The 13,585-nt window shown below is 32.7% G+C and carries 13 protein-coding genes; 7 read left to right on the top strand and 6 right to left on the bottom strand.

Annotated elements, in window-relative coordinates; all coding sequences use genetic code 11:
* Positions 1-92: 92 nt before the first annotated feature.
* From BUA99_RS07520 to BUA99_RS07495, 6 genes are all read right to left on the bottom strand, one after another.
* Complete coding sequence (locus tag BUA99_RS07520) at positions 93-956, bottom strand: sigma-70 family RNA polymerase sigma factor (protein WP_007137700.1); 864 nt, start codon at positions 954-956, stop codon at positions 93-95.
* A 275-nt stretch (positions 957-1,231) separates the two neighbouring features.
* Entirely contained in the window at positions 1,232-1,858 is a 627-nt protein-coding gene (locus BUA99_RS07515) for a hypothetical protein (protein ID WP_072990314.1), read from the bottom strand.
* Between the two features lie 113 nt (positions 1,859-1,971).
* Positions 1,972-2,814 (bottom strand): BRO-N domain-containing protein, encoded by an 843-nt coding sequence (locus BUA99_RS07510; protein WP_072990311.1) that lies wholly within the window; start codon positions 2,812-2,814, stop codon positions 1,972-1,974.
* 127 nt (positions 2,815-2,941) lie between these two features.
* A complete protein-coding gene (locus BUA99_RS07505; RefSeq protein WP_072990309.1) occupies positions 2,942-5,083 on the bottom strand; it encodes a polyribonucleotide nucleotidyltransferase in 2,142 nt (713 codons plus the stop codon).
* A gap of 234 nt (positions 5,084-5,317) precedes the next feature.
* The gene (gene rpsO, locus BUA99_RS07500) at positions 5,318-5,584 is read right to left on the bottom strand and encodes a 30S ribosomal protein S15 (protein WP_066079886.1); all 267 of its coding nucleotides are present in this window, start codon (positions 5,582-5,584) and stop codon (positions 5,318-5,320) included.
* Between the two features lie 1,089 nt (positions 5,585-6,673).
* Positions 6,674-7,129 carry a GAF domain-containing protein gene (locus BUA99_RS07495; protein ID WP_072990307.1) on the bottom strand — a complete coding sequence of 152 codons (456 nt, stop codon included), beginning with the start codon at positions 7,127-7,129 and terminating at the stop codon, positions 6,674-6,676.
* Positions 7,130-7,196: 67 nt separating this feature from the next.
* Here BUA99_RS07495 and xrtF point away from each other — a divergent pair, with 67 nt between their 5' ends.
* The 7 genes from xrtF (at position 7,197) to BUA99_RS07460 (ending at position 13,544) form a co-directional block, all read left to right on the top strand.
* A complete protein-coding gene (gene xrtF, locus BUA99_RS07490; protein ID WP_317045032.1) occupies positions 7,197-7,748 on the top strand; it encodes an exosortase family protein XrtF in 552 nt (183 codons plus the stop codon).
* Positions 7,729-8,169 carry an exosortase F system-associated membrane protein gene (locus BUA99_RS07485; protein WP_072990304.1) on the top strand — a complete coding sequence of 147 codons (441 nt, stop codon included), beginning with the start codon at positions 7,729-7,731 and terminating at the stop codon, positions 8,167-8,169. Before xrtF ends, BUA99_RS07485 begins: the two co-directional genes overlap by 20 nt.
* A gap of 60 nt (positions 8,170-8,229) precedes the next feature.
* Entirely contained in the window at positions 8,230-9,060 is an 831-nt protein-coding gene (locus tag BUA99_RS07480) for a restriction endonuclease (protein ID WP_072990302.1), read from the top strand.
* Positions 9,061-9,286: 226 nt separating this feature from the next.
* Complete coding sequence (locus tag BUA99_RS07475; RefSeq protein ID WP_072990299.1) at positions 9,287-10,642, top strand: MBL fold metallo-hydrolase RNA specificity domain-containing protein; 1,356 nt, start codon at positions 9,287-9,289, stop codon at positions 10,640-10,642.
* A 53-nt stretch (positions 10,643-10,695) separates the two neighbouring features.
* Positions 10,696-11,097 carry an HYC_CC_PP family protein gene (locus BUA99_RS07470; protein WP_072990296.1) on the top strand — a complete coding sequence of 134 codons (402 nt, stop codon included), beginning with the start codon at positions 10,696-10,698 and terminating at the stop codon, positions 11,095-11,097.
* Positions 11,098-11,170: 73 nt separating this feature from the next.
* On the top strand, positions 11,171-13,180 hold the full coding sequence (locus BUA99_RS07465) for a TonB-dependent receptor plug domain-containing protein (RefSeq protein ID WP_072990293.1): 2,010 nt from the start codon (positions 11,171-11,173) through the stop codon (positions 13,178-13,180).
* A 22-nt stretch (positions 13,181-13,202) separates the two neighbouring features.
* A complete protein-coding gene (locus BUA99_RS07460; protein ID WP_072990290.1) occupies positions 13,203-13,544 on the top strand; it encodes a heavy-metal-associated domain-containing protein in 342 nt (113 codons plus the stop codon).
* The last annotated feature ends 41 nt before the right edge of the window (positions 13,545-13,585 follow it).

Genomic DNA, 13,585 nt, shown 5'->3' with positions numbered 1-13,585 from the left:
GTTGTTACTTTTATTAGTCATAAAGTTTAAAAGGCTAAAGTCATAAAGTACGCTGACTTTAAAACTTTAGACTTTATGACTTTATACTATTTTTATCCTAAATAAGTTTTAAGGATTTTACTTCTTGAAGTGTGTTTCAATCTACGGATTGCTTTCTCCTTGATTTGACGTACACGCTCACGAGTTAAGTCGAAAGTTTCTCCAATTTCTTCAAGAGTCATTGGGTGTTGATCACCTAAACCAAAGTACAAACGAACAACATCAGCTTCTCTAGGAGTCAGTGTCTCTAATGAACGCTCAATTTCAGTACGTAATGATTCATGAATTAATTCTCTGTCTGGATTTGGAGATTCACCTGAACGTAAAACGTCATAAAGGTTAGAATCTTCTCCTTCAACAAGAGGTGCATCCATTGATAAGTGACGACCAGAGTTTTTCATAGACTCTTTTACGTCATTTACTGTCATGTCGAGTTCTTTTGCAATTTCCTCAGCAGATGGTGGACGCTCATTAGATTGCTCTAGTAAAGCGTACATTTTGTTGATTTTATTGATAGAACCAATTTTGTTCAAAGGCAAACGAACGATACGAGATTGTTCAGCCAAAGCTTGAAGAATCGATTGACGAATCCACCAAACCGCGTACGAAATGAATTTGAAACCACGTGTTTCATCAAAACGTTGTGCTGCTTTAATCAATCCTAAGTTTCCTTCGTTAATTAAATCAGGAAGAGTTAATCCTTGATTTTGGTATTGTTTGGCCACCGAAACAACGAAACGTAAATTAGCTTTTGTCAATTTTTCTAGGGCTTTTTGATCCCCAGCCTTAATTTTTTGAGCTAATTCTACTTCTTCGTCAGCTGTAATAAGATCAACTTTTCCAATTTCTTGTAAATATTTGTCTAATGATGCAGTTTCACGATTCGTTACCTGCTTGGTGATTTTAAGTTGTCTCATGTTTTTGTCTCCTCAATTTTTAAGTGTACAAATAGTTATACGTATGGAGTTGCAAAAAAGTTACAATAATTTGAAAATAATTTTTTTAAAGATTTTTGGGCGTTTTCGCCGCGGCGAATCGGGCTATTCGTTCCCGCTTTTTTTTAAGACCCTAAAAATCGGGTCTTAAAAAAAGAGCTCCACTTCTATCCCTAACGCGGTTTATAGAAAAACGAGAAAATTTTAATTCTTAGAAAATTTCTCAAAAAATATACAAGATTTAATGTAATTCTTTTCTATTTCAAAAAACCATTCGCTCTAATCTCTTTATGTATTGCTACAATATTTTCAGGAATTTCTGCAGAAATTAGCCAGTTTACATCTAGACCATTATTTATAGCAGTTCGCATTAGCATAGGATTTTGTCCAATTAATTCTCCTAAAACTGATAGATCTTCCTTGAAATCTAAGAAATAATCTTCATCAATCGATTTTATTAGAATTAAAATTTTAAAAGCACGAGCAATAACATAAATGCACAAAGTGTACGCTTTAGAATAGGTCGTGGACTCTATTCTTTTATTATTGATTGTTAAGAGTTGGTTCAACATTCTAAGATTTAAACTTATTTCGCCAAATTTGTCTTTGGTAATTTTTACGTGATATGTGATTTCGCCACTTAAAAACCGTGTGTCCTGAAGTAGATACCCAACAGAATAAAATCGCTCACTAAAATGATTGATTTTTCGTAACATTTCTAATTCAAATGCTGCTCTTTTATCTTCCACCGTTTCCACATCAACTAATTCAAAATGCAATCGGTTAGCTAAATCTAAATCTCTTCTTAAAAGTCTAAAAATTAATTTGTCTTTCTCACCACTTGGTAATTCTTGTATCGCTTTCTTGAGTTCTTTGCTAAACATGCTTTATCGGTTTTGAATACCAAATATAATGAATCTTTGTTAACACGAAAACCCTAATTCAAATGAACGAAATGGGGTTTTCTATAAAAAACCATCAGTAAACTGAGATCTAATTACTCATTCTCCTCTTTAAGTCCAGTATTTTCTGAGCGTTTTTTAACAGATAAATTACTTACTACTTTTTTACCTGTTCTAGATTCTAATTCTTTCAAAGCTACTTTAGCGACATTGCCTCCCTGTTGGGCTACTTTTTTGCTCTCGCCAAAAGTTTCTGGATTTACAGCTTGCGAAATATCCTTGGTGGATGCTTCGGCTAGCATGTTTAAGATCAATTCAGTGTTGGTCATATTATCACGAAGATTCTCTTTTTTCAAACCTTTAAGGATTTTATATTCTTTGGTTGTTTTATCTGACCAAGCTTTGGTGATAATATCAGTAAGAATTGCAAATTGAGTTCCTTCTTTTAATCCTTTACTTTTCCATTCGTCTGTTAATTCTTTTCGAATTTCTATACTTTTTAAGCGTTGGTTAATCCAGTTTTCAGAATATCCCAATTGTAGGTAATACTCTAAAGCACGATCTATTGAAAGTTCAGGGTCTTGCATTTCGTCTAATCTTTCGCTTCCAATTTTTGCTAGCCAAAGTTTAAATGGTTCTGCTTTAGGAGATGGAATGGATTGAATCAAGCGAAAAAGCTGTTCTGTGTCAGCAACATCAGTTTTGTAAAACTTTCCATCAGAAGACTGTAATTTCAGTTGACTACAATTTGTAGCCAACTGACTTCCTTCTTTTTTTAAACGGGTTTTCAACACACTCCAATATTTTCTTGAGTTGGGGCTTTCCGTGAGTATTTCCACAACATCCACGATAGAAAAATACCATTTTTCATCTTCTTCATTCCAAATTGAACGTATTTGTTTTTCTTCAAATAATTTCAAGGCAGTTTCTTCTGTCATGTTAATGCAGTTTTGAATAGTAAATATAATAAATTATCATGCAGTTTTGTGCATAAACGAAAACCCCAATTCAAACTAATGAATTGGGGTTTTCTATAAATAAACCTTTAGTAAACTTAAGATCTGATTACTCTTTTCTTTCCTCACGTGGAGGTCTTGGCAAAAGTGCTTTTCTGGACACTTTTTCTTTTCTAGTCTTAGAATCCATACCTAGATATTTCACTTGGAAAACATCACCCATATTGACAACATCGGCAACATTTTCTGTGCGTTCCCAAGCTAGCTCAGATACGTGTAACAAAACTTCGTTTCCTGGAGCTGAAGTATATTCTACAACCGCGCCAAAATCTAACATTTTGATTACTTTCACTTCATAAGACTCATTCATTTGTGGTTTGAAAGTGATTGACTTAATTTTAGCCAATACTGCTTCAATTCCTGCAGGATCAGTTCCTAAAATTTCAATAACACCCTCTTCCGTAATTGGGTCTTCATTGATTACAATAGTTGTTCCAGTAGTTTTTTGTAATTCTTGAATCACCTTTCCACCAGGTCCGATTAAGGCACCAATGAATGCATTAGGAATTCTTCTTGTAATGATTTTTGGAGCGTATGCTTTAACATCTGCTTTCGGAGCTGCTAAAGTTTCAATTAGTTTTCCAAGGATATGCAAACGACCGTCTCTAGCTTGCGCCAAAGCAGCTTCCATAATCTCATATTTCAATCCGTCAATCTTGATGTCCATTTGACAAGCTGTAATACCTACAGATGTTCCAGTTACTTTAAAGTCCATATCTCCTAAGTGATCTTCATCACCAAGAATGTCAGACAATACAGCGTAACGATCTCCATCAGTAATCAATCCCATTGCAATTCCAGAAACGGGACGAATCATTTGAATACCAGCATCCATTAATGATAATGTTCCCGCACAAACAGTTGCCATTGAAGAAGAACCATTAGATTCTAATACTTCAGATACTACACGAATGGTGTAAGGACAATCGGCAGGAATCATATTTTTCAACGCTCTTTGCGCTAAGTTTCCGTGACCAACTTCTCTTCTTGAAGTTCCTCTTAAAGGACGTGCTTCACCAGTTGAGAAAGGAGGGAAGTTATAATGCAAGTAGAATTTCTCTTCTCCTTGTTGTGAAGGTGAATCAATTTGGTTTGCTTCTCTCGATGTTCCTAAAGTGGCTGTTGCCAATGCTTGAGTTTCTCCTCGTGTAAACAAAGCAGATCCGTGTACTGATGGTAAATAATCTACTTCGCACCAGATGTCTCTGATTTCAGTAGTTTTTCTTCCGTCTAAACGTGTACCTAAATCTAAGGTTACGTTACGAACTGCTTCTTTATTAGTTTTTTTGAAATATTTAGAAACTAAATCTCCATCTACTGCTAATTCCTCTTCAGTAAACAAAGCTTTTACTTCCTCTTTTACTTCGTCAAAAGCCGCTGAACGTTCTTGTTTAGCCGAACCTTTACTTGCAATCGCGTATATTTTATCATAAGATGCTGCTTTTACTTTAGCGTAAATAGCTTCATCTTCTCTTTCTCCTTCGTACGTACGTACTTCTTTTTTTCCAAAAGCAGCTTGCAAACGTAACTGAGCCGAAATTTGGTTTTTGATATGTTCGTGTGCAAATTTAATTGCTTCTAACATTTCAGCTTCTGAAATTTCTTTCATTTCGCCTTCTACCATTGCGATAGAATCCATAGAAGCACCAATCATCATATCAATATCAGATAATGCTAATTGAGCACGAGATGGGTTAATGATGAATTTTCCATCAATGCGACCAACTCTAGCTTCAGAAATCAAAGTTTCAAAAGGAATGTCAGACAATGCAAGTGCTGCTGATGCTGCTAAACCTGCTAGTGCATCTGGCATTACATCATCGTCATGAGACATTAACTGAATCATTACTTGCACTTCTGCATGGTAATCATCTGGAAAAAGCGGACGTAAAACACGGTCAACTAATCTCATTGTTAATACTTCATTATCACTTGGACGTGCTTCTCTCTTGAAGAAACCACCTGGAAAACGTCCTGCTGCTGCAAATTTCTCACGATAATCTACCGTAAGTGGTAAAAAATCAATACCAGGACTTGCTTTTCTTGACGATACAACTGTTCCTAAGATTACAGTCTTACCAATTCTTACTACTACAGATCCATCAGCTTGTTTCGCTAAACGACCTGTCTCGATTGTGATGTTTCTTCCATCACCTAAATCGATACTTTCTACAAATAATTGTGGAATCATAAATTTAATTTATTAGTTAAACATGGGTTCTAGTTGTGTTGTAGTTGTTGTTTTGCGTAGTTAATGCCTAAAACCCAATGAAAAACCGAACTTTTTTATATATCAATACCGTTGTATGATAACTTTATAACGGAGTCTTTATTTTAATCCCTTTTGTGACAGGATTGCAACAGTATTTTTGACTCAAAACTGTAAAATAAAAAAGAGGTACTTGCGCACCTCTTTTTCTATTGATTATTTTCTGATATTCAATACTTTGATAATTTCACGATATCTGTTAATTTCTGTCTTTTTCAAGTAATCTAACAATGATCTTCTTTTACCTACTAGCAATACTAATGAACGCTCTGTATTGTAATCATGACGATTTTTTTTCAAGTGTTCCGTTAAGTGACTGATTCTGAAAGTGAACAAAGCTATTTGAGCTTCTGATTTTCCAGTGTTTGTTTTTTCTCCGTGTTTAGCGAAGATCTCTTCTTTAATCTCTTTAGTTAAATACATTCCAATATTTGTTTAATGATTTTTATGTATGTCATACAGCTATTGTAAGACGGTTGCAAAAGTAGTATTTATTTTCGAAATAGAAGTTATTTAATGATAAATATTGTGAAACTAGATTCTTTTTATTGACGTCCAAGTAATGTGAGCGGGATTGTATAGAAGTAGTCTTACTTGTTGACCCCTTTGTTAAGTGGATTTCAATTTATCAAAACTAATAATTACTCTAATTGCCTCTTGATTTAATATTTTATTTACTGATTTTATGATCCTTAGTTCTATGATTTTTTCGTCTCTATCAACATCAAATCTACTTGCACCAACTTCTTTTAAGTTTTAATACCCTTTTAGACCTATAGAGATTTTTCAAAAATGATTATAAAAACCTGCAATACTATTTCAGGGATTTGATCTGTTTTTGAAATGGTTATATTTTTTATTCTTCACCTTCTCCATCCGCATTTACGCCAGAAACAAATCCCACTTTTTCGGATTCTTCTCTTTATGAAAGTTTCTTGTTGTATTTTGCTTTCTAAGTTCCATCTTTGTACCGCTTTTATATATTTCTTGGGTTAAACCGATCTTTAGTTTTGTCTTCAAAACATCCATTTTTATCAACAACAGTTTGAGTGCGCTCTGAATTCTAAACTTTTTATTTTGTAAATCGATGAAAAACTAATTTTTGTTTCAAAATATTTCACATCTATTTTTTTAAACCATTTTCGCACTAGCTATTATCATTTCTTAGTAATCGGTATTTATAGTAGTTTGCTTCATGTTTTTTATTCCCGTTCTCATAATAATAGACACATTATTGTGCTTTGCTTAATCCAACTTCGGTTTTGGAATTACCGTACATTTCTATAACGCCAGATTTACGACAATTTTTAATACGATATGACTCATTTTTTGTCTCAAATGATTCAATAATCTATAATATTTTTAGTTTGTTTCGATTGTTTTATTTTATAACGAGTAAAGAAAGATTTTTCTTTTAATTTAACTTTTTTAAAACATAGAAAATTGGATCAAATAAGAATAACAAAAAAGTGTTTCATAAAATGTTTTAATTGGCTAGCAAAAAAAATATCACTAATAAAGATTAGCTATTTCTGCACAAACGAATTCTAAAAATCGCTCATCTTTCGCAGTAAAGGGATTAACCACATGACTGTCGATATCAATTTGTCCAATGTTTTTTCCATCGACAAAAAGCGGCACTACGATCTCTGATTTTACTGTAAAGCTGCAAGCAATATAATTGTCTTGTGCCGAAACATCAGGAACCACAAAATTAGTATTGCTTTCAGCCACTTGTCCGCAAATTCCTTTACCAAAAGGGATAACAATATGATCTGTTTCTGCTCCTACGTAAGGCCCTAAATGTAAAGTCTTAGAATCATGATTAGCAAAATAAAAGCCAACCCAGTTGTAATAGGGAATTGATTCACTTAGCAATTGGCAAATATTTAAAAGTTTTTCGTCACGGGAAAGACTCGTGTGCAAAGTTATTTGAGTTACTTTTGGTTGTAATTCTTGAAATGTCATTGTTTTGTTTTTATTTTGCAAAAGTATTTAAAGTAATTCCAAAAATTAAACAATTACCTCTAAAATAATGATATTGAAGCACTATTTTATTTTATACAAACCTTTTTTAATTTTTCTGGCTAGTTTTTTCCTGACTTATATTTTATTAACTTTTTTGTATCAAAACTATCTTAATAATTTTGATGATCAAAAAATGGATACGATTACAAAAATAGTTGGAAATAACACAGAGAAAGTTTTGCGATTGTTTACCCAGGATGCTTCTATACAGGAAAGTAGTTCAGGCCCTTATATGAAGGTTATTTACAATCAAAAATATGTAGCTCGAATTATTGAGGGTTGCAATGCCATAAGTATAATAATCTTGTTTATTTCGTTTGTCATTGCTTTTTCAGGAAAATTTGTTTCAACTTTACTTTTTGTTTTTTGCGGATCTTTTCTTTTATATGTGTTAAATGTAATTCGAATAGCCGCCTTGAGTGCGCTTATTTTCCATTTTCCAAATCAAGAATCTATTCTTCACGAAGTGTTTTTTCCTTTATCTATTTATGGGGTAGTTTTTATTTTGTGGTTGTTTTGGATTCGAAAATTTTCTAAATATGCTCGAAAAAATACTTAAAAATAAGATTCACATTACTCAGTTATTCTTGCTAATTTCTTTATTAGTACTTGTACGCGTATTTGAAAATGAATTATTTTATGATCCGTTCTTAGACTTTTTTAAAAAGGACTTTGTAAAGATGCCTTTGCCGAACATTAACTCTTTACAACTGTTTTTGGGATTGCTTTTGCGGTATACTTTAAACACTTTTATTTCTCTTGCTGTTATACATGTTCTTTTTGCAGATGTCAAAATGGTTAAATTTAGTTTTTTATTATACTGTTTCTTCTTCGTGATTTTTACAACTGCTTTTTTTTATATTGTTTTTTTTACAGTTGAAAATCATAATTGGATCTTATTTTATATTCGTAGGTTTCTCATTCAACCTATTTTTTTGTTACTATTTGTCGCAGGATTTTATTATCAAAAACAAAAATAGTTATCTTTTATTATGTACCTTTAGTAGGAGTAATTCTCTTATTATCAAATTCTTAAAGATATGAAGGTCGTAAAACATTCAGGGCTTATTGTCGAGTTTAATCCGGTCAAACTAAAAATTTCACTTTTAAAATCTGGAGCAAGTTCTAAAGTGGTAGACGGCATAATGAAACAAATTGAAGGTGAGATTTATGAAGGTATAACAACAAAGCAAATATATAAAATGGCTTTCTCATTACTCAAAAAAATAGCAAATTCCCACGCGGCTCGTTATAATTTGAGGGAAGCAATTCGCTTGTTAGGTCCTGCTGGCTTTTTCTTTGAAAAATATACAGCAAGGCTTTTTGCATCAGAAAATTATAAAACTATGACTAATCGAAATTTGTCTGGAAAGTGTGTTACACACGAAGTAGATGTTTTAGTTAAAAAAAATGATCGTATCGCTATGGTCGAGTGCAAATTTCACATGGGTAGGGAAGCTGCTTCTGATGTGAAAGTTCCAATGTACATTCTTTCTCGTTTTAATGATCTCAAAGATAAAAAGCATCGCATTTTTACTGATAGCGATTCAATTTCTCACTGTTGGATCGTTACCAATAATCGATTCACATCGGATGCCGTCGATTTTGCGAAATGTACGGGTTTAAATTTGCTAAGTTGGAATTATCCACCAAAAGATAATTTAAAAACTAAGAATGATAGTAATGGACTGTATCCTATTACTTGTTTAACAACCTTAGCGTTGGCTGAAAAAGATAAATTATTAATCTTAGATATAATTTTAGTAAAAGAGATCATTAATAACCCCGATTTTTTAGAAAAAATAGGAATAAGTCCTAATCGTATAAAAAACGTTTTAAGAGAAGCTTCCGAGTTATGTAGTTATATTTAAATGAAAAAGTAATCCTTTAGGTGTAACCAGTTTTTGATGGTGATTTTTCGTCAGTTCGAGTATTTTTCGATAGAAAAATGTATCAAGAACAAGAAAAATTTCATTAAAAACGGTTCTCGATACATTTTTTTACCGTTTTACTCTACAAAAAAACGCTCGAACTGGTGTTTTGAATAATTAAACCCGACTAATTAAAGTAGTAACTTATTTAAATAAAATCAATCAAATGAAAATTAAATTTTTAGGTGCAGCAGGAACTGTAACTGGTTCTAAAACATTAATTGAAAGTAATGGAATTCGTATTATGATAGATTGCGGTTTATTTCAAGGAATAAAACCATTGCGCGAAATGAATTGGGATCCGTTGCCCGTTTTACCATCAACAATCGATTTTGTTTTACTAACTCATGGTCATCTTGATCATTGTGGCTGGTTGCCAAGATTAGTTCATCAAGGTTTTAAGGGGAAAATTTATTGCACGAGTCCTACAAAAGATATTACGAAACTAATTCTCTTAGATAGTGCTAAAATTCAAGAGGAAGAAGCTGAAAAAGCTAACAAAGGAAAATATTCTAAACATGAAATCGCCGAGTCTTTGTATACGATTGAACAAGCAGAAAAAGTATTTCCTCTTTTTAAAGTGGTCAAAGTCGGCGAATCAATTCCTTTAGATGCGCAAATTGATGCCGTTTTTACTAGTGCAGGACATATTTTAGGTGCTTGCAGTATCACTATAAAACTTGAAAATAAAACGTTAGTTTTTTCGGGAGATATCGGTAGGGATGATGATGTATTAATGTACCCACCAACTAAACCTAAAAAAGCGGATTATATTTTTCTCGAAAGTACTTATGGTAATCGGCTTCATCCACAAGCCGACACTAAATCAGAGCTGGAAATGCATGTTAATAACACCATTAACTTAGGCGGTACAGTGATTATTCCAAGTTTTGCAGTAGAGCGTGCACAAACTATTATGTATTTATTATGGCAACTTAAGGAAGAGAAAAAAATTCCCAATATTCCCTACATAATTGATACGCCAATGGGAATTAGTGCACTTAACATTTTTCGTAATTATCCAAAATGGCATAAATTATCATTAGAAGAGATTGAAAAAGTGAGCGAAATGTTTTTATTAGTTTCTGATTACAAGGAAACAAACGAGCTTATTTTAGATACTCGTCCTAAAGTAGTGATTGCTGCCAGCGGAATGATTACTGGTGGTCGAGTTTTGAGTTATCTCGAGCATTATATTGTTTTGCCTGAGACCACAATAATTATAGTAGGATATCAAGCGGAGGCAACACGCGGAAGAAAATTATTGGACGGAGCTAAAGAAATAAAAATTTATGGTCAATATTATCCTGTAAATGCGAATATTCAAGAAATACAAGGTCTTTCAGCGCATGGCGATCAGAAAGATTTATTGAACTGGTTGTCTCAATTAGAAAATAAACCTACTAAAGTATTTATAGTGCATGGTGAAAATCAACCTGCAGATGAACTTCGTATCAAAATTCAAGAAAAATACGGTTATGATTGTAAAATTCCATTAATAGGACAAGAATTTGAGTTATGATTTTTAACAATGTTTTTAGATTTGCAAATAAGTTTATTGCCTAATTTTGCAACATGAATCTGAAAAAATGCATTAGTATATTTATCGCTCTTCTACTCTTGGTTTCCAATGTAGGATTTGCTTTCAATGTGCATTATTGCGGAGGAGAAATTGAATCCATTTCGGTAAAAACCGCCATCCTTCAAAAAGAAAAAAAATCGTGTTGTGTAGAGAAAGCTATTGAAGACGAAAGTTGCTGCAAGGACAAAGTAGTGAATTTTCAAAAAAAGTCTGATAATACTATTCTAAAAGTCTTTTCATTTGACGCTCCATTTACTTTTTTATTTAAGGAATCACAGATTGTTGGTTTTGCTTTTGTAGAAGATAGTAAAATTGCTAAAGTTACCTCTTACTTCTTTGAGGCTAATGCAGCACCACTTTTTAAGTTGTATAGCCAATATATTTTTTATGCCTGATTTTAATGTTTTAATACCTTAATGACTTCTAGTGATTAAGAATCTATTTTTTAAAACATTAAATAATTTTATAATGAACAAAATAACAATGCTTTTCATTGCTGTTTTTCTTTCACTTCCTGTTTGTGCGCAGGAAAGATTAGAGGAAGTAAAAATCGTTAAAAAGCGAAAAGGTATTCTAAAGTCCTATACCGTAACAGGAAATACAACAATTATAACAAGTAAAGAATTGCTTAAAGCGGCTTGCTGCAATCTTGCTGAAAGTTTTGAGACTAATCCATCCATCGATGTTAATTTTACAGATGCATTAACAGGAACTAAACAAATAAAAATGCTTGGGTTAACGAGCCCATATTTAATGATTACTGAGGAAAACGTTCCTTCCGTTCGTGGGGCATCGCAAGCTTATGGTTTGTCTTTTACCCCTGGAACTTGGGTCGAAAGTATCCAAGTTACGAAAGGCGCGGGAAGTGTAGTAAATGGTTACGAGAGTATTTCAGGTCAAATAAACACTGAGCTAATCAAGCCTATTAGTGACATCCCGTTTTTTTTAAACGCTTACGGTTCTACTGATTCTAGATTTGAGTTGAATACCCATTTTAACACTAAAATTTCTGAAAAGTGGAGTAGTAGCTTGTTTTTGCATGGTAATACGAGGGTCTCTAAAAATGATATGAATGACGATGGATTTTTAGATAATCCGTTAGCAAAGCAAGTCAATATCTTAAATCGCTGGCAGTATTTGAATGCCGAGAAAGGCTGGGTGAGTTTTATCAATTTCAGATACATGAATGATAGGAAACAAACAGGACAATTAAATTTTGATCCAAATAGAGATCGTGGAACAACTAATTATTGGGGTTCTGAAATTAATACAGAGCGTCTAGATATTTCAACAAAAGTAGGTTACGTTTTTAAGGATATGCCCTATCAAAGTATTGGTTTCCAAAATGCTTTTAATATTCACGATCAAAATTCGTACTTTGGTTTAAACCAGTACAATATCAAACAAAGTAGCTATTATTCAAACTTGATTTTTAATTCGATTATTAGTAATACAATGAATAAATTTGCTGCGGGTTTGAATTTCACGTATGACAAATACCAAGAATTTGTAAACGTTAATGATTATAGTAGAATTGACAATTCTGTAGGTGCTTTTTTCGAGTATACTTACGATAATGATGGCGATTTCAGCTTGATTCTTGGCGGAAGAGTAGATAATCACAACCGATTAGGAACATTTATAACTCCACGATTACATGCGCGATACAATCCTTGGGAAAAGGGAGTTTTGAGATTTTCAGCTGGTAGAGGAAAACGTTCTGCCAATATTTTTGCCGAAAACCAACCGTTATTTGCCAGTTCGAGAGTTTTTGATATTTTAGATTCGAACGGGAAGATTTATGGATTAAATCCTGAAATCGCATGGAACTATGGATTGAGTTTTGCCCAAAAGTTCTTTCTCTTTGGAAAAAATGCAGATGTTGGTTTTGATTTTTATAGAACTGATTTTCAAAACCAAGCAGTAGTCGATTTGATGCAAAGTCCGCAAAAAGCGCTATTTTATAACTTGAAGGGAAAATCAATTGCTAATACGATGCAGTTTGAATTTAACTATGAATTAGCAGTTCATTTAAATTTGCGATCTGCCTATAAATTTTACGATGTAAAAACTGATTATCTTTCTGGAAATTTTCAAAATCCGTTGCAGGCAAAACACAGATTTTTTAGTAATATAGAATATGAAACTCACATCGGAGATAAAGGAGAACAGTGGAAATTTGATTATACTTTCAACTGGATTGGTCAGCAGCAATTACCTAATACAATGTCAAATCCAATCACCGACCGCTTACCTACTTTTTCTCCAACTTATTCGTTGATGAATGCACAAATTACCAGAACATTTTCTTCTACTTTTGAAATATACTTTGGTGGAGAGAATATCGGAAATTACAAACAAAACAATGTAATTTTAGGAAATGATAATCCATTTGGTCCTACTTTTGACGCTTCAATTGTTTATGCGCCAGTTTTTGGGCAAATGTATTATGCTGGTTTGCGTTTTAAAATAAAATAATTAATAAAATAAAATAGAAAAAATGAAAAATTTAATCGTTTTGGTGGTGTCAATTTTATTTGGCTTATCAGTTCAGGGACAGGAAAAAAAGAATAAAAATGCCAAATATACTACGGAAGTAAATGGTAATTGCGAACAATGTCAAAAACGAATTCAAAAAGCAGCGTATTCAGTTGTTGGTGTTAAATCCGTCACATGGGATATCGCAACACACCAACTGAATTTAATTATCAATGAAGAAAAAACTACTGTAAATGATGTTAAAAAAGCAATTGCTAAGGTAGGACACGACACAGATGAAGTCAAGGCAACGGATGAAGATTACAATAATTTACATCACTGTTGTTTATATGAACGAAATTAATTTTGAGTCTATTTTATTCTTGCTTTATTTATACGTAAATC

This window comes from Flavobacterium segetis, from assembly GCF_900129575.1.
GTDB classification, from domain to species: Bacteria; Bacteroidota; Bacteroidia; order Flavobacteriales; family Flavobacteriaceae; genus Flavobacterium; species Flavobacterium segetis.
This window is presented reverse-complemented; position numbering and strand designations above follow the sequence as displayed.